Here is a 20817-nt window from a genome sequence, read left to right as displayed (position 1 = left end):
ATGGTCAGGGAATGGCGGCGAATCGTCAGGAATGCGCAGTGTGGTGGGCCGGGTGAAGCTTCAAGCGATGAGGCGACAGATTCGATGCATGCGTTAAGTGCCTCAATGTAGAGGCTGTTTACTGATCCACGCCACCAATAATGAAACTGTGATCACGGACAGTATCGTCGACAGCAAAATCGCGCGCGATGTGGCGCGGGCGTCGCGCCCATAGAGTTGGGCCAGCATGAATGGTCCGGTGCCTATCGGCAGAGCGCTCATGAGCACCGCGCTCCAGGCCCATAGCGGTGGTGCGGGAAAGAGCCAAAAGACGAGAATGGCTGTGGCTGCGGGTTGCAGCAGCAGCTTGCCGGCGACGAGTTTGCCGACGGCCCGGTGATCGCCGCCGGGCGTTGCTTGAGCCAGAAACAGCCCTATCGTCACTAATGCGCAGGGGCTGGCCGACGCGCCCAATAATTCGACATAGCGATCGATGCCCAAGGGCAGGGTCAGGCCCGATAAGGCCCAGGCCAGTCCGGCCAGAGGGGAAATCAATAAGGGATTGCGGATCAGCGCCCGGGCGACCTTGAACAGTGTCGTGCCCAGGCTGCGATCCCGGTGTTGATCGAATTCGATCAAGGCGATGGCTGCGCCGAACAGGACGCAAGCCGTCATCAGGGTGCAGATGATGGCGGGCGCCAGGCTGGCCGGCCCCAGCAATGCCAGGCATAACGGAATGCCCATATATCCCGCATTGGCGTACGAGGCAGCCAGGCCTTGGATGCTGAGATCGGTCAGGCGGAGATCGTGCCGGCGCGAGACCAGGCAGGTGATCGCAAAGGTGATGGCGATACCGCCAGCCACCGACACCACAAAACGCCAGGACATGAGACTCAAGTCGGCTTGCGCCATGGCGCGAAACAGCAGCGCGGGCAACGACAGATAGGCGACGTAGCGATTGAGCGCGTCTGTCGCCGCCGGACCGAGTACGCCGCAGCGGGCCGCCAGCCAGCCTGTCAGGATGAGGGCGAATACCGGCAAAGCGGCGGTGACAACGGCGTCCATGGTACGGGGCGGAAAGAAAGAGCGGACATTCTACTGTGGCTTTATCATTAGCCATGCGGTGGTATGTCCGCCGGGTTTATGTTTTATGAGCAACGCAGGAGAATCGTCATGCCTAAACCGCTTCCTATCCGTATTGTCTTGGGAACCTGGGATCGCCTGCGTGATGATGCGTATCTCGTTCGCCACGAGGTCTTTGTGGTCGAGCAGGCCGTGCCGGTCGAGGTCGAGTTGGACGATGATGATTCGTTGTCAGTGCATGCCGTGGCCTACGGGCCGGACAATGTGCCGGTGGCGACGGGGCGTTTGTTGCCCGATGGGCACATAGGCCGTATGGCGGTGCGCAAGTCGGCCCGTGGGACGGGGGTGGGTGGCCAGGTGCTGGATGCGCTGATTACCCAAGGGCACGGCGACGGACACCGGATGCTGCTGTTGCACGCACAGACGCATGCCCGTGGGTTTTATGAGGCACACGGCTTTACGGCCGAAGGCGAGGAATTCATCGAGGCGGGTATCGCGCACGTTGCCATGACCCGCGCACTGGGCAACTGAAAAAGAAAAACCCCGATGCGGTTAAGCAATCGGGGTCTTCGGCGCACCGCGAAGGTAAGTCGCAGTGTAGTAATTGGTGCCCAGGAGAGGACTCGAACCTCCACACCTTGCGGCACATGGACCTGAACCATGCGCGTCTACCAATTCCGCCACCTGGGCGCTGTTGTTCTGGCACACTGTTGCCAGTGCGTTTGAACATCAGAGGACGCGCATTATGCACACTTTTTTTGAAGTGTGCAAATGGGTGGGCAAAATAATGTGAAAATTGCCGCCCTTAACGGACAGGGCCAGAGTGGCGATGGGTTCAGCCTGCACGTCAGGCGAGGGTATCGATATTGATGGCGGTGAATGAGATTGACGAGAGCGGGCATGCAGGCAGCGGTGGCGCGGATTTTGCGCCGGTGAACAAGCGGCCCAAGTGCGAGCGTTGTCGGCGGCCGATGGCGCATTGTTTGTGCGCGCTGATTCCCACCTTGGATAGCCGCACGCGTGTGCTGGTGTTGCAGCATCCGGATGAGTCGCGCCATGCACTGAATACTGCCCGGCTGGCGGTGTTGGGCCTGCGTAACGCGGCGCTGCATGTGGGGCGGCAGTTTGATGCGGCGCTCTGGAGCTCTGGGCAGTACGAACCCTTTTTGCTGTTTCCGGGTGAAGGGGCGCGGGTCTTGGTTCGCGGGGTTGCTGTCCGGGGCGGCACGGCAAGGGCGGCAGCGCGAGGTGCGGCTTTCGATGTGGAGAGGGGGGGTACGCATGCGGCCGCCGCCGAGCCCATCGGACCAGGCTCTCGCCTTGGTGCAGAGGCGCGTCCTGTTTTACTAGTGGTGCCTGATGGCACCTGGCGGCACGCGCGCCATTTGCTCGCGACGCATTCCGATCTGGCGGCGTTGCCACGTGTGACTTTGCCAGACGGCATGACGACGCGATACCGGGTACGTCATGCGGGAGACGCGACGGCTCTGTCCACTATTGAAGCGATCGCCGCTGCTCTGGATGTGTTGGAGGCGCCGCAATCGTTTGCAGCATTGTTGGCGCCGTTCGAGGCCTTGGTCGCCACGCAGATCGCCGCCATGGGGGCCGAGCGTTATGAGCGGCACCACGTGAGGCGGGAGGGCAGCCGTGAGGAGCGCACAAAAACAAACCCCCGGGAACCATAAGGCTGCCGGGGGCGTGCGACGATCGAATCGTCTGAATTCCGTGGTGCCCAGGAGAGGACTCGAACCTCCACACCTTGCGGCACATGGACCTGAACCATGCGCGTCTACCAATTCCGCCACCTGGGCACTGTGCAAAATTTTACGGGTTTGTGTGATACGCTTCGAAGAAATAGAGACGTATCAGCAGTTCCCAGACCAATTAGTGTTTTAAACTTTAAATCACCGCTTGGTTTTTGCTACAGTGATCAGCCTAGGGCAGACCACAGAAGCAAAAGATTATATACAGGATTTTAAACTTTGGCAAAACGATCGAATAAAGATTCCAATAACAATAACAACGGCAGATCCGGATCCGTCTTGCCCGAACCCCCCCCAGACTTTGATCCCGATGTGCCGAGCCGAGAGACCATTCTCAAGGCGCTGCGCTCGGCCGGGTCACCCCTGTCGCCGACCGAGCTGGCCGAGCGCATGGGCGTCGAGCGGCCGGCGACGCTGGTGGGATTCGAGCGCCGCCTGAATGCCATGGAGCGCGACGGTCAGCTCATGCCCAATCGCAAGGGGGTGTTGCTGCTGGCCACCAAGCTGGATTTCGTGGCTGGCAAGGTGCAGGGTCATCGTGACGGTTTTGGATTTTTGTTGCGCGACGATGGCGGGCAGGATTTGTTTTTGTCCCCACGCGAAATGCTCAAGGTCCTGCATGGCGACCGTGTACTGGTCAAGCCGTCGGGCGAATACCGGGGCAAGCCTGAGGGCGTGATTGTCGAGGTCATCGAACGCCGCACCAACAAACTGGTGGGGCGTTTCCTGCATGAGCATGGTTTGTCGATTGTGGTGCCGGAAGACCAGCGCATCAAGCATGACATCCTGATCCCGCCGGGCGACACCAACGGTGCCCAGCACGGCCAGGTCGTGTCGGTCCAGATCATGGAGCAGCCCACGCGCCATACACAGCCGCTGGGCCGTGTCTTTGAAGTACTGGGCGAGATCGATGATCCTGGCATGGAAATCGAGATCGCGGTGCGTAAGTTCGACGTGCCGGTGGATTTTTCCGAGGCGGCCGCCAAACAGGCTGCGCGGTTGCCGGACGTGGTGCGCAAGTCCGATCTGAAAGAGCGGTTCGATCTGCGCGACGTGCCGCTGATCACCATCGATGGCGAGGACGCGCGGGATTTTGACGATGCCGTGTACTGTGAGCCGGTTGAACTGGGCACAGGCCAGCGCAAGCGTCCGGGTTGGCGTTTGCTGGTGGCGATTGCCGATGTCAGCCACTATGTGACGCCCAACGACGCGTTGGACGATGATGCGCTCGAGCGCGGCACCAGTGTGTATTTCCCGCGCCGGGTCATTCCCATGTTGCCCGAGTCGCTGTCCAATGGTTTGTGTTCGCTCAACCCGAACGTGGACCGATTGGTGTTGGTCTGCGATATGGTGATTCCGGCGACGGGGGCCAAGGCCGGTACGATTTCGGCCTATCAGTTTTATAACGCCGTCATTCATTCGCATGCGCGCACGACCTATACCCAGATCTGGGAGGCCCTGCAGCAGCCTGGCGGTCCGGTCGCAAACAGTCTGAGTGCGGTGATGCCGCATGTGCGCCATTTGCACGAGTTGTATCTGTTGCTGGTACAGCAGCGTAAAAAGCGTGGCGCCATTGATTTCGATACCGTCGAGACCAAGATCGTCTGCAACGAACTGGGCCGGATCGAACAGATCGTGGGGCTGGTGCGTAACGACGCCCACAAGCTCATCGAGGAATGCATGCTCGCCGCCAATACGTGTGCGGCAGATTTCATGACTCGCAGCAAGCACCCCGGGCTGTATCGGATTCACGAGGGCCCGACGCCGGAGCGTCTGACATCATTGCGTGAGTTCTTGCGCACGATGGGGCTGTCGATAGGCGGCGGGGATGCGCCGACGGCCAAGGACTACGGCGAGTTTCTGGATTCGGTGCGCGGCCGTCCTGACTTTCAACTGTTGCAGACCATGTGTCTGCGCTCGATGCAGCAGGCGATTTACAGCCCGGATAACGTCGGCCATTTTGGGTTGGCGTATCCGGGTTATAGCCACTTTACGTCACCGATCAGACGTTACCCTGACTTGCTGACGCATCGCGTCATCAAGGCGCTGCTGGCGGGCAAGCGTTATGTGCCGGGCCTGGAAGACCAGCCCCTGGTCATTGGCCGCACGCAACGCGAACACGAACATGCGACCTGGGAAAAACTGGGCTTGCTGTTGTCGGCCAGCGAACGTCGTGCCGATGAGGCCTCACGCGATGTCGAGGCCTGGCTCAAGTGCTGGTTCGTCAAAGAGCGTGTGGGTGAGGATTTCAGTGGCACGGTGACGGGCGTTGCCAGCTTTGGCATATTTGTGACGTTGGATACCCTGCACGTCGAGGGGCTGGTGCACGTTTCCGAGCTGGGAGGCGAGTATTTCCAGTTCAACGAAGCCTTGCACGAGTTGCGTGGCGAGCGCACGGGCCTGCGGTATCGTTTGACGGACAAGGTGCAGGTCCAGGTTTCGCGCGTCGACCTCGAGGCACGCCGTATCGAGTTCCGCCTGGTCAAGGGTACGAGCTTTGACGCGTTGCGCAAGGCGGCATCGCGCAATCCGGATGAGCCGCGCAAAATCAAGAAGGCGGCGGCTCCCAAGCCCGCCGCCCTGAAAGGGCAGACCGCCAAGCAGCGGCGCGCGCAAGCGAAAAAAGAGGCCAAACCCGCTGCGCCGGCGCAAAAGCGTTCCGCCGTCAAGAAGGCACCGGCGCGCGGGCGTCGTTGAGTGTCGCCGTATGGCCCCGACCGCGGGGCCTGCGCGCCGGCAGTATCTCTCCGTATACATGTGATGGGCCATGGCCTCGCGGGCTCGCGAGGCCTCGTTGGCCGGCCGGTTGCCGTCATGGTTGCGCACGCTGGCGAGCCACGCAGTAACATGACGGTTGCGCCAGGTGATGCATAGGCATTCAGCCCGGCGGGCAGGCGCGTTGGCGCCGGCCTTTCTTTACGCATATAAGGTGAATATTCATGGCGTCAGCCCAAGTCCTGGCGGGGTTTCACGCGGTGGTGGCGCGACTGCGGCACGCACCCGAATCCGTCAAAGAGATCTACGTCGAGGCCTCGCGCCGCGACAAGCGCATGCAAGGGCTTATCGAGCAAGCCGAACGCGCAGGGCGCCGCGTGCATCCGGTGACAATGGAACGGCTGGACGGTCTGGCGCGCGGGACGCGCCACCAGGGCGTGGTTGCGCTGGCCGAGGAACGGCTCTTGGCGGTGGATGTCGACGAGGTATTGGATACCATCGAAGGCCCCGCGCTGTTGCTGGTGTTGGACGGGGTGACTGACCCGCACAATCTTGGCGCATGCCTGCGTACAGCCGATGCGGCAGGCGTGCATGCAGTGATTGCGCCGCGTGATCGCGCGGTCGGGCTCAACAGCACGGTGCAGCGCGTGGCGTGCGGTGCGGCGGATACGGTGCCTTACATCACGGTGACGAATCTGGCCCGGACCTTGCGCGCGCTGAAAGAGCGTGACGTGTGGGTGGTCGGTACGGATGATCAGGCGAGCGAAAGCCTCCATGCCGTTGATGCCCGCCGTTCCATGGCGTGGGTGATGGGCGCCGAAGGCGAGGGGATGCGCCGCCTGACGCGCGAGACCTGCGACCAGTTGGTGACCATTCCCATGCTGGGCTCTGTCGAGAGCTTGAACGTCAGCGTGGCCAGCGCCGTGTGCCTGTACGAATCCGTGCGGCAGCGGCAAGCGTAAACTTTGTGCGTGACACGCAAGGTGACTGTCGGGTGTTCCCGGGTCCTTTGCGCACTGCTTGGAACGGCTGAGCCAAACTCAGCCCGGCGTGCCGTCATCGGCCATTTACTTTTTTCTGTCATTCATCATGCATAAGAACGGCTTTACTACTACGATTCTTCATTCTGATCGTCGCCTGTCCGTCGAGCACGGCGCTGTGCATAAGCCTATCCATACCTCGTCCGAGTTTGCCTACGCCGATGCGCGCGAGCTGGCGGCGGTGTTCCAGGGCAAGGCGGGCTTTACCTATGGCCGCCAGGGTACGCCGACGACCACTGCGCTGGAATCGAAAATCACCCACATGGAAGGTGGCGTGGCAACCGTCTCGTTTGCCACGGGGATGGCGTCGCTGGCTGCGGTGTTTTCGACCTTGTTGCGCAAGGGCGATCATCTGCTGTCCAGCCAGTATGTGTTCGGCAACACGAACAGTCTGTTGGGCACCCTGATTGAATTGGGGGTCGAGGTCACCTATGTGGATCCCACCGATCTGGATCAGGTGCGTGCGGCATTGCAGCCCAATACGCGCATGGTGTTTACCGAGACGATCGCCAACCCAGGCACCCAGCTGGCGGACCTCGCCGGTATCGGCGAACTGTGCCGCGAGCGCAATCTCGTGTATGTCATCGACAATACCTTGACCTCGCCCTGGTTGTTCCAAGGCCGCTCGGCCGGTGCTTCGTTGGTGATGAACTCCTTGTCCAAGTACATCAGCGGTCACGGCGATGCGCTCGGCGGATCGATTACGGACACGGGGCTATACGACTGGGCAAGCTATCCCAACATTTACGATAGCTACCGCAAAGGTCCGTCCACCGGCTGGGGGCTGCTGCAGGTCAAGAAGAAGGGTCTGCGCGACATGGGGGGCACCCTGTCGGCCGATTCTGCGCATCGCATTGCCATCGGCGCCGAAACGCTGGCGTTGCGTATGGCGGCGCATTGCAGCAATGCGTTGGCGCTGGCGCAAATGCTCGACGCCCATCCCGGCGTGACCAAGGTGCATTACCCCGGTCTGCCCACCCACCCGCAGCATGAGCGTGCGGCAGCCTTGTTCGGTGGCCGATTTGGCGGGCTGCTGGGCGTAGAGCTGGCAGACGGAATCGATTGCTTTGATTTTCTGAATCATTTGCAGATCGTGCTCAATGCCACCCATCTGGGCGATACCCGCAGCTTGGCGCTGCCGGCCGCGCACACGATTTATTATGAAATGGGTCCCGAGCGTCGTGCCCAGATGGGTATTGCGGACAGTCTGATCCGAGTGTCCGTCGGGATCGAGGATCAAGCGGATCTGCTGCACGATTTTGATCAGGCATTGCAGGCTTGCATGGGCTGAGACTGGCGCGCCCGATGGGCCGCGCCGTGGATTTGCAGCGTCTTGCGGGATTATTGCGGAAATATGCGTAGATTGGATGCTTATTACGAAAACACCTGGGAGCTAGTATCCACGCGGCTTACAGCGGAGCCTTTCCCCTTGACGCCGTCGCAACGAGAGGCCTAATATGTTCCTGCGTCGCTGATGTTTTAGCACTTTCTCAGGTGCGAAAGACATCCGCGACGTAGCAATTTTGCCGTTGCGTTTGGCAGGGCACTGAGATATGCGCAGTGCCCAAGAAGCATATCTACCTCCGTTTGCTGGCACCTTGATTGTTCTGGTGTCGGCGCGCATCCGACAGAACCAACACCTTGAGGGGTAAACCTGAATGAACAAAACCGAACTCATCGATCATATCGCCAGCAAGGCCGATATCTCCAAAGCTGCCGCCGGCCGTTCGCTTGATGCCCTGATCGGTGCCGTAAAAACCACGCTCAAAAAGGGCGGCACAGTGACGCTGGTTGGCTTTGGCACGTTTGCTGTGTCGGCGCGCGCTGCTCGCACGGGCCGTAACCCTCGCACTGGCGAGACCATCAAGATCAAAAAGGCCAAAGTGCCGAAATTCCGTCCGGGCAAAGCCCTGAAGGATGCCGTCAACTAATCGACGGTCATGATCCCGCGGCAAGCAAGATCGCCGCAAAACACGAAAGCCCTTGAAGGCAGCGCACTGCGCTGAATATTCAAGGGCTTTTGTGTTTGTCGGCAGTGCAGGGCGGTCTGGCAAAAAAACCCACGCTGCGCCTTCGGCTTGCTGCCCCCGAGGGGGCGTTTTTGCCTTGGGGCGGCCCAAGGCAAAAAAATGGCATGTCCAGCCCTTAGCGAAAATCGCCAAAGGGCCAAAGGGGCTGCGGCTGTGTGGGCCACGCGTCACATGGGAGCGTCGCGGCAGCCAGCCCAAGCGGGCTAGCCTCCTTCCGTCAGCATCCCGCGGAGTCGTGCACGTCGCTGCTCAAGATCCGCAATCTGTCGCTCTATGGAAGCGAGTCGTCGGCGTTGCACTTCGGTCGTTTCGGGGCACGCCGCAGCGCCTTCGATCATGCGCATGCAATCGGGAAATCCGCGGATTTCCGCCAGGCTGAAGCCTGCGGCGATCAACCTCTGGATCTGACGAACTTGCGTCACGGCTGTCGGGGGGAACAAACGATAGCCATTTTCTGCGCGTACAGAGGTCAGAAGTCCGTTGTCGTCGTAATGCCGGATTGAGCGCAGGCTTGCCCCTGTCTTGCGGGCAAGCTCGCCAATGGTCATAGGGCCTTGAGGCTTGGACATAGAAACACGATACCACTTTTCCGCTTGACACTCACATCAATGTGAGGCTTGAGACTGTGCGCATCCTAGAAACCCAGGAGTATTTGTTCATGTCTCTGTCGAAGCTTCATAGTGCGCTCGGCGCACTGATCGTGGGACTCGCGTTACTGGCAGCCTCGTCAGCTGCGTTTGCCGGAACCGAGGACTACACCGTCACTGCGCCTGATGGCGTGGTGCTGGCCGTGCAGGAAGCCGGTGATCCCAAGGGCGCTCCCATCATCTTCGTTCATGGCCTGCTTGGCAGCCGCCTGAACTGGACCAAGCAACTGCAAGACCCTCGATTTCAGCGTTACCGATTGATTACCTACGACCTGCGTGGACACGGCCGGTCAGGCAAGCCGACCGAAGCAGATTCCTACACTGACGGACGCCGGTGGGCCGATGACTTGGCCGCGATCATCGAATCGACGCACGCACACAAACCGGTGCTCGTGGGATGGTCGTTAGGCGGTGCTGTGATATCGAACTACCTGGCCGCCTACGGCGACAGCGGGATCGCCGGTGCCGTATATGTCGATGGCGTGATCGAGCTGAAGCCCGACCAGATCGTGGCGCATCCCGAGGTCTATCGCGACATGATCGCTTCGGACTTGAAAACCCATTTGGATGGTGAACGCGCATTCCTGCGCCTGTGCTTCCATCGCCAGCCCGATGCGGCCACGTTCTCACTCCTGCTGGCTAACGCTGCACTGGCATCGTGGGATATGCAACGTGCCGTGCAATCAATGACGGTCGACGCAGCCGGAGGGCTGAGCAAGGCCGACGTTCCGTTGCTGCTGATCTACGGCGCCCAGGATGCGCTGGTGAAGGCCAAGCCCAGCATCGCTAGGGCCAAGAGCCTCAACCCACGGATTCAGAGCAAGCTGTATGCGGCCTCGGGACATGCGCCGTTTCTCGAAGAGCCAGACCGCTTTAATCGCGATTTGTCGGATTTCATTCGTTCGGCTGTGTCGCGTTAGCAACAGGCAGAGCGAGGAGGCATTGATGCCGAGCATCGAAGGAATTGCATCGCGAGGCTTCTTCCCTTGATTTTCCGAGTGGCATGCCGAAGCGGGCGGCCGGGCAACAAAAAAGGCACCTGGAATAATCCGGTGCCTTTTTCACATCCAGCCCAGTGGCCGGGTGCTTTATTCGGGGGACTGGTGGGTGCTACAGGGGTCGAACCTGTGACCTACGCCTTGTAAGGGCGCCGCTCTACCAACTGAGCTAAGCACCCCCGAGTGCTGCGTGATGTCGTGCATCACGTTCAACGAGGACGGCAGTATACCGGAGCAAAACGAGTTCGGCAAATGCAGTGTGACGCTGATCGGGATGCATGACATTCACGCCTGGCATTACATGCCGGGCATCGGGTGCATCATGTTGGCGTTCATGTTGTGCAGCACCCAGAGCGAGCCCACCACGATGATCGCGATCACGAACACGGCGAAGATGAAAGCCGACAGATTGTCGCGCTGGGACTTCGAGGTGCCCATGTGCAGGAAGAACACCAATTGCACCAGCAGCTGTGCCACGCACAGCACGATGATGCCGGGCAGGATCATGCCGCGCGGGACGCCTTCGACCATGAGCAGACCGAACGAGCCCAGGGTCAGGATGATGGACAGGATGAAGCCTACGATGTAGGACTTCAGCGAGCCGTGATCGGCGCTGTCGTGGCCGTGATCACCGTGACCATGGCCTGCAGTAGAAGTCGTGTGGTGCGACATTAGATCGCTCCCATGAGGTAGATGAAGGTAAAGACGCAGATCCAGACGATGTCCAGGAAGTGCCAGAACAGGCTCAGGCACGCCAGGCGACGTTTGTTGATCGAGTCCAGACCGTGGCGGCGAACCATGTCGATCATGACGATGATCCAGATCAGGCCGAACGTGACGTGCAGGCCGTGCGTACCTACCAGCGTGAAGAACGACGACAGGAAGGCGCTGCGATCGGGGCCGGCGCCGATGTGGATCAGATGATGGAATTCATAGATTTCCATCCCGATAAAGCCTGCGCCGAACAGGAACGTCACCATGAGCCAGCCGATCACGCGGCCCTTGTTGCCGGCGTGCATGTTCAGCATGGCCATGCCGAAGGTGAAGCTGCTGATCAACAGCAGCATGGTTTCGACCAGCACGAACGGCAGTTCGAACAGCTCTTTGCCGGTGGGGCCGCCGGCGGTGGCGTTGGACAGTACGGCGAACGTGGCGAACAGCACGGCGAAGATGAGCAAGTCGCTCATCAGATAGATCCAGAACCCGACTACGGTCTTGGAGCCATCATCGTGATGCTCGTCATGGTGTCCGGCGTGAGCGCCGGACCCGTGGGGGAGGGATGTTGCAGCGTGAGTCATGACTCAGACGGCCTTTTGAATAGAAGCAAGATGGGCGGAGTCGATGCGCTCGACTTCTTTTGCGGGCACGTAGTAGTCCACGTCGCGGTCATAGGCGCGCACGATGAACGAACCGATCATGCCGACGAAGCCCACGATGGCCAGCCACCAGATGTGCCAGACCAGGGCGAAGGTCATTACCAGGCCAAAGAAGCCAATGACGACGCCAGCACCGGTGTTACGCGGCATATGGATGTCTTCGTAGCGGGCCGGACGGGCATAGGCCGTGCCGTTTTCCTTGTCTTCCCAGTGTTGATCCAGATGGTCGACCTTGGGCAGGTGGGCAAAGTTGTAGAACGGTGCGGGCGAAGCGATCGACCATTCCAGCGTACGGCCGCCCCAGGGATCACCGGTGGTGTCCAGGTTTTTCTTGCGGTCGCGGATGCTGACGAAGATCTGCAGCAGGATGAAGCCAATACCGGCGGCGACGAAGCAAGCGCCGATGAAGGCCACGATCAGGTAAGGCTGCCAGGTCGGGTCGTCGTAGTGGTTGATACGGCGCGTCATGCCCTTCAGGCCCAGGATGTACAGGGGCATAAAGGCCAGGTAGAAACCGATGAACCAGCACCAGAACGAGTATTTGCCCAGACGCTCATTGAGCTTGAAGCCAAAGGCCTTGGGGAACCAGTAGGTCATGGCGGCGATACAACCGAACACCACGCCACCGATGATCACGTTGTGGAAGTGAGCAATCAGGAACAAGCTGTTGTGCAACACGAACGACACGCCCGGGATGGCCATCAGCACGCCGGTCATGCCGCCGATCACGAAGGTGACCATGAAGCCGATGGTCCAGAGCACGGGAGTGGTCATTTCGACACGGCCGCGATACATGGTGAATAGCCAGTTGAAGATCTTGACCCCGGTCGGGACCGAGATGATCATCGTGGCGATACCGAAGAACGTGTTGACGTTGGCGCCGGCACCCATGGTGAAGAAGTGGTGCAGCCACACCATGAACGAGAGCACACCGATGGCCGCCGTGGCGTAAACCATCGACTTGTAGCCGAACAGGGGCTTTTTCGAGTAGGTGGCGATGATTTCCGAGAACGCGCCAAAGCAAGGCAGGATCAGGATGTAAACCTCGGGGTGGCCCCAGATCCAGATCAGGTTCACGTACATCATGACGTTGCCGCCGAGATCGTTCGTGAAGAAGTGCATGTCCAGATAGCGGTCAGCCGCCAACAGGGCCAGCGTACCGGCCAACACCGGGAAGGCAGCCACGATCAGGATGTTGGTAACCAGGGCAGTCCAGGTGAAGACGGGCATCTTCATCAGGGTCATGCCAGGCGTACGCATACGCAGGATGGTGACGACGAAGTTGATGCCGCTCAGCGTGGTGCCTACTCCTGATATCTGGAGCGCCCAGATGTAGTAGTCGACCCCGACGCCCGGGCTGCCCTCCAGTCCGGAAAGCGGCGGATAAGCCAGCCAGCCCGTGGCAGCGAATTCGCCCACGAACAGCGACAGCATCATCAGCACGACACCGACACAGAACAGCCAGAAGCTCAGCGAGTTCAGGAACGGGTAGGCCACGTCGCGCGCACCGATTTGCAGCGGCACGACGACGTTCATCAGGCCCGTGATGAAAGGCATCGCCATGAAGAAAATCATGATGACGCCGTGAGCCGTGAAGATCTGGTCGTAGTGGTGAGGGGGGAGGTAACCGACAGCGTCGGCAGCGGCGACGGCCTGCTGGCCGCGCATCATGATGGCGTCGGCAAAGCCGCGCAAGAGCATGACCAGCGCAACGATGATGTACATGACACCGATGCGTTTGTGGTCAACGCTGGTGAACCATTCGGTCCACAGATATTTCCATTTACCCAGATAGGTAATCGCGCCCAACAGCGCAACGCCACCCAGGATCACGGCGGCCATCGTCACCATGACGATAGGCTCGTGATAAGGGATGGACTCTAGTGTGAGTTTGCCGAACATCAGTTATTTCCTGCAATCAAATTCTGCGACGTGGGCGTGCAGCTTGCCGGGTCCAGGCCAGCTATCTTGCTCATCGTGTTGTGCATGATGTTGTCGAACATGCCGGTCGGTGCGCTGGAGTAGAGCGTGACAGGGTTACGTTCGCTAGGCTGAACCAGGGTTTGGTACGACTCGGGCGTCAACGGGTTGTTGGCAGCCTTGGCCTGATTGATCCAGTCCTGGAATCCTTCGTTGCTGGTCGCGATGGCGCGGAAGCGCATGCCGGAGAAGCCGGCGCCGCTATAGTTGGCCGAGATCCCGGCGTAGTCGCCAGCTTCGCGAGCAATGAGGTGCAGCTTGGTTTCCATGCCGGCCATCGAGTAGATCTGGCTACCCAATTGCGGAATGAAGAACGAGTTCATCAACGACGACGAGGTGATGCGGAAATTGACAGGCGTATCGACCGGGAACGCAATCTGGTTGACAGTCGCGATGTCGTAGTCGGGGTAGATGAACAACCACTTCCAATCCAGCGATACAACGTCGATGTTGATCGGTTTGACCGAGGACTCGATGGGTTTGTAGGGGTCCAGCGCGTGCGTCGACTTGTAGGTCAACACGCCCAGGATCGCCACGATAATGCAGGGGATGGTCCATACGACCACTTCGATACGCGTCGAGTGCGACCAGCGCGGCATGTACACCGCTTTGGTATTGCTCGCTCGGTATTTCCAGGCGAAATACAGCGTCATTATGATGACAGGCACCACGATAAGGAGCATGAGTCCCAATGAGGTGAGAAGCAGCGTTTTTTCCTGGGCGCCGATGTCTCCCTTGGGCGACAGCACTTCCATTGTGCAGCCGCTGAGCAGCATGAGCGCACCAATACCGAGCGTTCGCCCGACGGTGGTGAAGTGGGGGTGTTTCACGTACAACCTTGAGGGTTAATTGCCGAAGCCGGCAAGAATGCACAACGCGTCTGATTAGGACGCAAAGATGCGGTGAAGCCGCAATGCTAGCCGTTTGTTGCGGCGCAAACCTGCGACGAAAGGTCGCATCGCGGAAAAAGCGCGGGCATTGTAAACGGCAGTAACGCCATTAGGGCAAGGTATTTGTGCGTAGCAGCAGGGGTGCGACAATGTGTCGCATTGAATTTGAGGGGTGGCGCCGAATCCGACGCGATTCGATGAGTGGGGGCTGAAATGATCGGAGATGGCGCAGGCCGCTGGCGCGCGCGGCTGTCAACGCGCTGAATGTCGCCGGACGGTTATCTGGCGACTCAATCTAGGACGAGATCACGCTCGGGGCCGGGTTTTTTGGCGAGCTTGCGTTGCAAGGAGCGTCGATGCATGCCCAGCAGCCGGGCCGCGGCGGAGACGTTGCCGCTGCATTCGTGCAATGCCTGTTGGATGTGTTCCCATTCCAGGCGATGCAAAGGCGTCATGGTGGCTTCAATTGCGGCCGACTCGGCTTTTACCATCCCCAGGGCGCGCAGGATCATGGGAGCGGTGGCAGGCTTGGGCAGGTAATCGTCCGCGCCGCGCTTGATGGCCTCGACTGCAGTCGCCACGCTGGCGTAGCCCGTGACCAGCAAGATGCGCATGTCGGGACGCAAGGCACGCAGTGGCCGGATCAGAGTGAGGCCGGAGTCTTCGCCCAGGCGCAGATCGACCAGCGCGAAAGCAGGCAGGGTTTCTTCGGCTACGCGCAAAGCCTCGGCAATGCTGGTGGCGACGCGAGTGTCCAGGTGGTGCCGCGTCAGACTGCGCTGCAAAGTGCGCACATAGAGTTCATCGTCGTCGATCAATAGGCCGACATCAGGGGCATTCATAATTGAGTTCCGGTGCCACGCGTCGCGAGTGGCGTCAGAGGCAAGTGAAAACGGATACGGGTGCCGCCGCCCTCGGCGGGGGCCATCGTCATGTCGCCGCCGAGCTGTTCGACGGTGGCATGTGACAGGGCTAGCCCGACGCCGAGTCCGCCGGGCTTTTCGCTATTGAATAGGCTGGTGGCGGGCAGCAGCGAATGGTCGGGATCGAAGCCGTGACCGTGATCGCGCACTTCGCCTTCGAGGGCGCCGTCGCGATATTCCAGGTGCAGGTCGACCCGCGAGTGACCCGCAGTTTCGCCGGCATCGGCGGCGTTATTGAGCAGGGCTTGTATCAGGTGGGAAATCGACGGTTCGACCCGTAGCGCCGCGGGCAGTTCGCCCGTGCGATGCAAGTCGATGGTAGGGCGCACGAGACGCCATTGGCTGACCTCGCGCACGAGATCGACCTCGGTGGGCACGGCCAGATTACGGATGCGCTCGCGGCATAGCGCCAGCAGTTGGCGCAGCAGCTCGGCGTCGGCGCGCAGATCGTCCGTGTCGACTTCGGCGGCGATTTCGTCGGCCAATAGGGTCATGGTGGCCAACGGTGTGTTGAGCTCGTGCGCCATGGCGGCGGCATGGGTGGCTAGAGCGACGATGCCCTCGTTGCGGGTAAAACGCTCGCGCAGGGCTGCCAGCTCGCGTTCCCGGCTGCGCAGATCGGCCGCCAGGCGAGTGGAAAAATACAAAACCACCATGGCCGAGATCAGGAAACTGGCGGCAATGCCCGAAACGATGAGTGCATAGGGGTTATGGTGACCCTCGAGCGGCTGGCCCAATAAGCCCGAAACGAGGTAGCCGATCAGGCAGGCCATCGCTGCGGCCAAAGCCCAACTGCGCGGCAACGCCAAGGCGGCCAGCGCGATCAGGATCAGGAACATCAGCCCAAAGGGGTTATGGATGCCGCCGCTCCAGCCCACCATCCAGCCCAGGACGATGATATCGACGAGCAGGTGGGCGAAGGCGACAGCAGGGGAGATCTCACCGCGGCTGTGCAGCACTCGCAGCGTGGCATACAGGTTGAATGCCACCAGAATGCCGATGCCGCTCCAGAGGGCGGCCAGGGGTAATTCCAGGTCCAGCAGCTCGCTGGCGACGAGCACCGTCGTGGCCTGACCAGCGATGGCCAGCCATCGTAATGTGCATAGAGAGCGCAGGAACGAATTGGCGGAACTACCAGGCATAACAAAAGTCAGGGCCAAGCGAAGGCGCGAACGCCAGGCGCGAGGGCTCTGGAGAGGCAAGGACCTGCAGTGATGGGGCAAAGCAGGGGCGACGCCCTGGGATAGGCAAGCAGACCCTATTGTATTGCGATTCGATGCGCACTGCTGCGCTGCAATGAGGGACGGTTGCCGGCCACTCGCTGGCGCAAGCATACTGGCGGCTGTGGCATCAAGTGGGATTGCCGTAGAGTCTGGCCCGGAGTGTTTCATGACTGTCGAATCAAATCATCCTCAAATAACGATCACGTATTGCACGCAGTGCCAGTGGCTATTACGTGCCGGGTGGATGGCGCAGGAACTGCTGTCTACGTTCAGCACCGATCTGGGATCGGTGGCCTTGGTGCCTGGCACCGGCGGCGTTTTCCGTATTCATTACGATGGCGACCTCATCTGGGACCGCACGGTGGACGGAGGGTTCCCGGATGCCAAAATATTGAAACAACGTGTACGCGATCGCCTCGATCCTCAGCGGGATTTAGGGCATATCGATCGGTAGAGTGTGCGGTGTTTCGTGGGGCACTGGCCAAGCGCCCGCCATAGGGCAGAGTGGTTTCGGGCGGTACGGGGCAGGGGTGGTTGACCGTGCTTCATGGCCGGTCTGCATTTGGTTTACGTGCCGCCGGGCGTAACGCTCAGACCAGGGCGGCGGCTTTTTGCATAGAAGCGTGTGCGAATCATTCGCATTTAAGATATCATGTCGGACTTGGAATTTGCCGGTTTTGGCGTTTCCGGCGTGGTGCCGGTTGCGTGGCCGGCCGACACTTCGACGTTTTTTGGCTGATTCATGCCTCGTCTTCAACACGGTTGGTCTTCTGGTCCACAATCCTCCGCTGCTTTGCGTATTGGCGCCGGTCTCACGGTGCTGGCAGTGCATTTGGCGGTGGTAGGGGCGATTTACTGGATGCCCGACGAAACTCCGCCTGAGCTGCTGGAACCCGAAGCGGTGATGGTCAGCGTCATTGAAGCGCCGGTGCCTGAAATTGCAAAGGCTGAACCTACCGTTGAGCCGCAACCAGAGCCGCCGCCAGAGCCAGAGGTGGAACCGCCGCCTCCAGAGCCGGAGCCGGAGATAGAGCCCGAACCAGAGCCGGAGCCCGAGCCCGTGGTCGAACCTGAGCCCGAGCCGGAACCGGTTATCGAAAAGCCGGTGGAGCCTGCTCCCAAGCCAAAGCCCAAACCGAAACCCAAGCCCAAACCTAAACCCAAGGTCGAAAAGCCGGTCGAGAAACCGAAGCCGCCCAAGCCTACGCCGCCATCCGAGGCCCCGCCTACGGGTACGCCCGAAGGGGCCAAGGTGACACAGGCTCCGGTCCAGGGGCCGCCGCCGGACGAGCCGATCCTGGTGTCCAGTGTCGAGTATGCGGGGCGTCGTCCGATGCCGAACTACCCGACGATGTCCAAACGCTTTCGTGAAGAAGGGCGGGTCGTGATTTTGGTCGAGATCAACACCATCGGTGTCGTGGAAAAGGCAACGGTGGATAAGAGCTCGGGCTTTGATCGTTTGGATGAGTCTGCCCTGGCAGCGGCGCGTAAAGCACGCTTTAAACCCCTGATGCGCAATGGCGTGCCTTATCCCGCCAAGGCCAAATTACCGTTCGATTTCGTACTAAGGAACTGAGATGTCTAACGCTATGCATAATGCCATTTTGGTGGCGCAGGCAAGCACCACGCCGACGGCGCCTGCAGCCTCTGGCGCTGCGGCGGCTGCAGGCTCGGCCGCTCCGGCTGCTTCGGGCATTGCGCCCGCCGCAGGTGCTGTGACGCCTGCCGCTTCCGGCGCCGCTCCTGCTGTGCCTGGCGCGCAACAAGCCGCCGATGCACTCCATCAGGCAGGTCCCGCCTTGTCGCAGGCAGGCGATACGTTGCAGCAGGCCGCCGGCGCGCTGCCGCCCCTGCCCACGGTGCCGGACATGGGTTTCCTGCATTTTGTCGCGCAGAGCGATTTTGTCGGCAAGACCTTGTTCGCCATCCTGATCATCATGTCGCTGGTGACGTGGTATCTGATCCTGGTGAAGTGTGTCAGCAATGTGCGCATGCGCCGCCGTGCTTCCGATTTCCTGAACAAGTTCTGGAATTCCAGTTCGTTGGAACAGGTGGAGAACGAGATCGTGACGCATGGTGCGCGTGATCCGTTCTCGCATTTGGCCAGCCATGCCATGCATGCGCAGGCTCACCACGCCAAATTCGGGGCGACCAAGCTCGAAGAGTCGGGCGCCAATGGCGAGTTTGTGACGCGCACGATGCGTAAAGTCATCGACGAGGAAACCGCCAAGCTCGAAAATGGTTTGACGGTGTTGGCGTCGGTCGGCTCGACGGCGCCGTTTGTCGGCTTGTTCGGCACGGTGTGGGGGGTGTACCACGCGCTGGTCGGTATCGGCCTGGCCGACGGGGTGACGATCAACCGTATTGCCGGCCCGGTGGGCGAGGCGCTGATCATGACCGGTCTGGGTCTGGCAGTCGCGATCCCGGCGGTGTTGGCCTATAACGCATTTGTACGTAATAACCGCGTGTTCCTGTCGCGTCTGGACGCGTTTGCGCATGATTTGTTTGCCTTCCTGAGCACGGGCCAGCAGGTGGAGTTGTCTGATGGCAAAGTGCGTGCACTGCGCCGTCATGGCCAGGGCGGGAATGGCCGAGGAGCGGAATAATGGCTTTTGGCAGCTTTGACAGCAAAGGTCCGGGCAGCCACGCGGTGTCGGAAATCAACATGGTGCCGCTGATCGACGTGATGCTGGTGCTGTTGGTGATTTTCATCATCACGGCACCGTTGATGGCGCATTCGGTGCGCATCAATATGCCGCAGGTCAGTTCTGAACCGATCGACCAGGAACCCAAGAGCGTGGATCTGGCTATTGATCCCGCCGGGGCGTTGTTCTGGGACGATAAGCCCGTGGCGATGGATGACCTGCCCAACCGTTTTTATACGATAGCGCAAACCAAGCCACAGCCCGAACTGCGCATTCGTGCCGACCTGAATACGCGTTATGAGACCTTGGCCAAGGTCATGGCGGCAGCGCGGCGCTCGGGATTGTCGCGGATTGGCTTTATTACCACGCCAGCGGCCCAGAGCGGCGCGCCGGCGGCGGCACCAGGCAGTGCTGCGCCAGGCGGCGCACCCGCTGGCGCCGGAACGCCGTCTAGCGGATCGCCCGCACCGTCTGCCGCGCCTGCGGCACCGGCGCCCGCTGCGGCACAGTAAACCGCTGCCGACCTCGGCATGACGCACGCTGCGATGTTCATGCCCAAAACGTGCCAGACTCATTGGGTCTGGCACGTTGCGTTTCAGCGCTTTGTCATCGAGGCAGCTAGCCCGCACGTCCCGTATCGGCATCTGGGCACAACTGTCACAAGTTTGACGCAGTGCATTCCAGTGCCTTGGCATATCATGTCGCGGATTCGACGCTTGGTTTCCAGTGCCTTGGCAGCGCCTGTCTCACCCTTTAACTGCGGCAGACACGGCCGGGCGCCTCAAGCCGAATTTCTTCTAAACCATACTTCGCGCTAGAATTCCGCCATGCGAGTACTTGTAATCGAAGACGACATGACCCTGGGCCACGCGCTCCAGGAGTTTTTGGCCGACCAGGGTTATGCGGTCGATTGGTTAACGGACGGTGACAAGGTGCTGGGCGCCTTGGCCGGGCAGACCTACGATCTGCTATTGCTCGACTTGAATCTGCCGGGCCGCAGCGGGTTGGATGTGTTGCGGCAGTTGCGCCAGGACGGCAATCAGGTTCCCGTGTTGATCGTGACGGCCCGCGATGGGCTGGACGATCGCGTGGCGGGGCTGGATGCCGGGGCGGACGACTACGTTACCAAACCCTTTGATTTGCCTGAGCTGGCCGCACGCGTACGTGTTTTCGGGCGCCGCCGCTCGGGTCAGGCGCAGCCGTTGATCGAGGCGGGTACGCTCAGTTTCGACACGGTCGGCCGCGAGGTCCGCGCCAACGGTCAGCGCTTGTCCCTGTCGGTGCGTGAGCTTTCCGTATTGGAAATGCTGATGGCCCGCGCGGGACGCGTCGTGACCAAGCGCCAGATCGTCAATTCTCTGTCCGCCTGGGACGCAGACTTTAGCGAAAACGCTGTTGAAGTCTACGTCTACCGTTTGCGCAAGCGCCTCGAAGGCACGGGCGCCAGTATCCAGACGGTACGGGGTTTCGGCTATATGCTGGAAACGCAAGCAGCGTGAATACCCATCGCAGGTCCGCGCACGCC

Annotated in this window: 20 protein-coding genes and 3 tRNA genes; 12 read left to right on the top strand and 11 right to left on the bottom strand. The window is 60.5% G+C overall.

What is annotated here, in order from left to right; genetic code table 11:
* Positions 1 to 102: 102 nt before the first annotated feature.
* Positions 103 to 1044, bottom strand: coding sequence for an AEC family transporter (locus ACNA0J_RS16575; RefSeq protein WP_415819966.1), 942 nt, complete (start codon positions 1042 to 1044; stop codon positions 103 to 105).
* Between the two features lie 108 nt (positions 1045 to 1152).
* Here ACNA0J_RS16575 and ACNA0J_RS16570 point away from each other — a divergent pair, with 108 nt between their 5' ends.
* A complete protein-coding gene (locus ACNA0J_RS16570; RefSeq protein WP_415819965.1) occupies positions 1153 to 1593 on the top strand; it encodes a GNAT family N-acetyltransferase in 441 nt (146 codons plus the stop codon).
* Between the two features lie 74 nt (positions 1594 to 1667).
* Here the strand turns inward: ACNA0J_RS16570 and ACNA0J_RS16565 are convergent.
* Positions 1668 to 1752: transfer RNA gene (locus ACNA0J_RS16565), tRNA-Leu, on the bottom strand.
* A 179-nt stretch (positions 1753 to 1931) separates the two neighbouring features.
* Between ACNA0J_RS16565 and ACNA0J_RS16560 the strand changes: the two genes are divergently transcribed.
* A complete protein-coding gene (locus ACNA0J_RS16560; protein ID WP_415819964.1) occupies positions 1932 to 2747 on the top strand; it encodes a tRNA-uridine aminocarboxypropyltransferase in 816 nt (271 codons plus the stop codon).
* Between the two features lie 41 nt (positions 2748 to 2788).
* Here ACNA0J_RS16560 and ACNA0J_RS16555 read toward each other — a convergent pair.
* A tRNA-Leu gene (locus ACNA0J_RS16555) sits at positions 2789 to 2873 on the bottom strand.
* Positions 2874 to 3044: 171 nt separating this feature from the next.
* Between ACNA0J_RS16555 and rnr the strand changes: the two genes are divergently transcribed.
* The 4 genes from rnr to ACNA0J_RS16535 all read left to right on the top strand — a co-directional run bounded on the left by rnr (position 3045) and on the right by ACNA0J_RS16535 (position 8511).
* Positions 3045 to 5522 (top strand): ribonuclease R, encoded by a 2478-nt coding sequence (gene rnr / locus ACNA0J_RS16550; RefSeq protein WP_415819963.1) that lies wholly within the window; start codon positions 3045 to 3047, stop codon positions 5520 to 5522.
* A 242-nt stretch (positions 5523 to 5764) separates the two neighbouring features.
* Entirely contained in the window at positions 5765 to 6502 is a 738-nt protein-coding gene (gene rlmB, locus ACNA0J_RS16545; RefSeq protein ID WP_094821769.1) for a 23S rRNA (guanosine(2251)-2'-O)-methyltransferase RlmB, read from the top strand.
* A 127-nt stretch (positions 6503 to 6629) separates the two neighbouring features.
* Positions 6630 to 7871: a cystathionine gamma-synthase family protein gene (locus ACNA0J_RS16540; protein ID WP_415819962.1), complete on the top strand. Its 1242-nt coding sequence runs from the start codon at positions 6630 to 6632 to the stop codon at positions 7869 to 7871.
* Positions 7872 to 8238: 367 nt separating this feature from the next.
* Positions 8239 to 8511, top strand: coding sequence for an HU family DNA-binding protein (locus tag ACNA0J_RS16535; protein WP_003812968.1), 273 nt, complete (start codon positions 8239 to 8241; stop codon positions 8509 to 8511).
* 302 nt (positions 8512 to 8813) lie between these two features.
* Here the strand turns inward: ACNA0J_RS16535 and ACNA0J_RS16530 are convergent, their stop codons facing one another.
* The gene (locus ACNA0J_RS16530) at positions 8814 to 9179 is read right to left on the bottom strand and encodes a MerR family transcriptional regulator (protein ID WP_415819961.1); all 366 of its coding nucleotides are present in this window, start codon (positions 9177 to 9179) and stop codon (positions 8814 to 8816) included.
* Between the two features lie 89 nt (positions 9180 to 9268).
* Here ACNA0J_RS16530 and ACNA0J_RS16525 point away from each other — a divergent pair, with 89 nt between their 5' ends.
* The gene (locus tag ACNA0J_RS16525) at positions 9269 to 10177 is read left to right on the top strand and encodes an alpha/beta fold hydrolase (protein WP_415819960.1); all 909 of its coding nucleotides are present in this window, start codon (positions 9269 to 9271) and stop codon (positions 10175 to 10177) included.
* Between the two features lie 181 nt (positions 10178 to 10358).
* On the opposite strand, the gene ACNA0J_RS16520 is transcribed toward ACNA0J_RS16525, so the two are convergent.
* The 7 genes from ACNA0J_RS16520 to ACNA0J_RS16490 all read right to left on the bottom strand — a co-directional run bounded on the left by ACNA0J_RS16520 (position 10359) and on the right by ACNA0J_RS16490 (position 16566).
* Positions 10359 to 10434, bottom strand: a tRNA-Val gene (locus ACNA0J_RS16520).
* Between the two features lie 118 nt (positions 10435 to 10552).
* Positions 10553 to 10927 (bottom strand): cytochrome o ubiquinol oxidase subunit IV, encoded by a 375-nt coding sequence (gene cyoD / locus ACNA0J_RS16515; RefSeq protein WP_415819959.1) that lies wholly within the window; start codon positions 10925 to 10927, stop codon positions 10553 to 10555.
* On the bottom strand, positions 10927 to 11553 hold the full coding sequence (gene cyoC, locus ACNA0J_RS16510) for a cytochrome o ubiquinol oxidase subunit III (protein WP_415819958.1): 627 nt from the start codon (positions 11551 to 11553) through the stop codon (positions 10927 to 10929). Before cyoC ends, cyoD begins: the two co-directional genes overlap by 1 nt.
* Positions 11554 to 11556: 3 nt before the next feature.
* Positions 11557 to 13533, bottom strand: a complete 1977-nt coding sequence (cyoB, locus tag ACNA0J_RS16505) for a cytochrome o ubiquinol oxidase subunit I (protein ID WP_415819957.1) — start codon at positions 13531 to 13533, stop codon at positions 11557 to 11559.
* Entirely contained in the window at positions 13533 to 14441 is a 909-nt protein-coding gene (gene cyoA / locus ACNA0J_RS16500; RefSeq protein WP_415819956.1) for a ubiquinol oxidase subunit II, read from the bottom strand. Before cyoA ends, cyoB begins: the two co-directional genes overlap by 1 nt.
* A 350-nt stretch (positions 14442 to 14791) precedes the next feature.
* Positions 14792 to 15343 carry a response regulator transcription factor gene (locus tag ACNA0J_RS16495; protein ID WP_415819955.1) on the bottom strand — a complete coding sequence of 184 codons (552 nt, stop codon included), beginning with the start codon at positions 15341 to 15343 and terminating at the stop codon, positions 14792 to 14794.
* Entirely contained in the window at positions 15340 to 16566 is a 1227-nt protein-coding gene (locus ACNA0J_RS16490) for an ATP-binding protein (protein ID WP_415819954.1), read from the bottom strand. Before ACNA0J_RS16490 ends, ACNA0J_RS16495 begins: the two co-directional genes overlap by 4 nt.
* Positions 16567 to 16813: 247 nt before the next feature.
* Here ACNA0J_RS16490 and ACNA0J_RS16485 point away from each other — a divergent pair, with 247 nt between their 5' ends.
* The 5 genes from ACNA0J_RS16485 to ACNA0J_RS16465 all read left to right on the top strand — a co-directional run bounded on the left by ACNA0J_RS16485 (position 16814) and on the right by ACNA0J_RS16465 (position 20791).
* Entirely contained in the window at positions 16814 to 17101 is a 288-nt protein-coding gene (locus ACNA0J_RS16485) for an Rdx family protein (protein ID WP_415819953.1), read from the top strand.
* A 288-nt stretch (positions 17102 to 17389) separates the two neighbouring features.
* On the top strand, positions 17390 to 18223 hold the full coding sequence (locus tag ACNA0J_RS16480) for an energy transducer TonB (RefSeq protein WP_415819952.1): 834 nt from the start codon (positions 17390 to 17392) through the stop codon (positions 18221 to 18223).
* A gap of 1 nt (position 18224) precedes the next feature.
* The gene (locus ACNA0J_RS16475) at positions 18225 to 19253 is read left to right on the top strand and encodes a MotA/TolQ/ExbB proton channel family protein (protein WP_415819951.1); all 1029 of its coding nucleotides are present in this window, start codon (positions 18225 to 18227) and stop codon (positions 19251 to 19253) included.
* On the top strand, positions 19253 to 19804 hold the full coding sequence (locus ACNA0J_RS16470) for an ExbD/TolR family protein (protein WP_415819950.1): 552 nt from the start codon (positions 19253 to 19255) through the stop codon (positions 19802 to 19804). The genes ACNA0J_RS16475 and ACNA0J_RS16470 overlap by 1 nt, the downstream gene beginning before the upstream one ends.
* A 315-nt stretch (positions 19805 to 20119) precedes the next feature.
* Positions 20120 to 20791 (top strand): response regulator transcription factor, encoded by a 672-nt coding sequence (locus ACNA0J_RS16465; protein ID WP_415808101.1) that lies wholly within the window; start codon positions 20120 to 20122, stop codon positions 20789 to 20791.
* Positions 20792 to 20817 lie beyond the last annotated feature (26 nt).

Source organism: Bordetella tumbae, assembly GCF_965139195.1.
GTDB lineage: Bacteria > Pseudomonadota > Gammaproteobacteria > Burkholderiales > Burkholderiaceae_B > Bordetella_A > Bordetella_A tumbae.
This window is presented reverse-complemented; position numbering and strand designations above follow the sequence as displayed.

Bases quoted from the DNA above. Each gene is read 5' to 3' on its own strand.
- ACNA0J_RS16575 (WP_415819966.1), bottom strand. From the start codon at position 1,044: ATGGACGCCGTTGTCACCGCCGCTTTGCCGGTATTCGCCCTCATCCTG.
- ACNA0J_RS16570 (WP_415819965.1), top strand. From the start codon at position 1,153: ATGCCTAAACCGCTTCCTATCCGTATTGTCTTGGGAACCTGGGATCGC.
- ACNA0J_RS16560 (WP_415819964.1), top strand. From the start codon at position 1,932: ATGGCGGTGAATGAGATTGACGAGAGCGGGCATGCAGGCAGCGGTGGC.
- rlmB (WP_094821769.1), top strand. From the start codon at position 5,765: ATGGCGTCAGCCCAAGTCCTGGCGGGGTTTCACGCGGTGGTGGCGCGA.
- ACNA0J_RS16540 (WP_415819962.1), top strand. From the start codon at position 6,630: ATGCATAAGAACGGCTTTACTACTACGATTCTTCATTCTGATCGTCGC.
- ACNA0J_RS16535 (WP_003812968.1), top strand. From the start codon at position 8,239: ATGAACAAAACCGAACTCATCGATCATATCGCCAGCAAGGCCGATATC.
- ACNA0J_RS16530 (WP_415819961.1), bottom strand. From the start codon at position 9,179: ATGTCCAAGCCTCAAGGCCCTATGACCATTGGCGAGCTTGCCCGCAAG.
- ACNA0J_RS16525 (WP_415819960.1), top strand. From the start codon at position 9,269: ATGTCTCTGTCGAAGCTTCATAGTGCGCTCGGCGCACTGATCGTGGGA.
- cyoD (WP_415819959.1), bottom strand. From the start codon at position 10,927: ATGTCGCACCACACGACTTCTACTGCAGGCCATGGTCACGGTGATCAC.
- cyoC (WP_415819958.1), bottom strand. From the start codon at position 11,553: ATGACTCACGCTGCAACATCCCTCCCCCACGGGTCCGGCGCTCACGCC.
- cyoB (WP_415819957.1), bottom strand. From the start codon at position 13,533: ATGTTCGGCAAACTCACACTAGAGTCCATCCCTTATCACGAGCCTATC.
- ACNA0J_RS16495 (WP_415819955.1), bottom strand. From the start codon at position 15,343: ATGAATGCCCCTGATGTCGGCCTATTGATCGACGACGATGAACTCTAT.
- ACNA0J_RS16490 (WP_415819954.1), bottom strand. From the start codon at position 16,566: ATGCCTGGTAGTTCCGCCAATTCGTTCCTGCGCTCTCTATGCACATTA.
- ACNA0J_RS16485 (WP_415819953.1), top strand. From the start codon at position 16,814: ATGACTGTCGAATCAAATCATCCTCAAATAACGATCACGTATTGCACG.
- ACNA0J_RS16480 (WP_415819952.1), top strand. From the start codon at position 17,390: ATGCCTCGTCTTCAACACGGTTGGTCTTCTGGTCCACAATCCTCCGCT.
- ACNA0J_RS16475 (WP_415819951.1), top strand. From the start codon at position 18,225: ATGTCTAACGCTATGCATAATGCCATTTTGGTGGCGCAGGCAAGCACC.
- ACNA0J_RS16470 (WP_415819950.1), top strand. From the start codon at position 19,253: ATGGCTTTTGGCAGCTTTGACAGCAAAGGTCCGGGCAGCCACGCGGTG.
- ACNA0J_RS16465 (WP_415808101.1), top strand. From the start codon at position 20,120: ATGCGAGTACTTGTAATCGAAGACGACATGACCCTGGGCCACGCGCTC.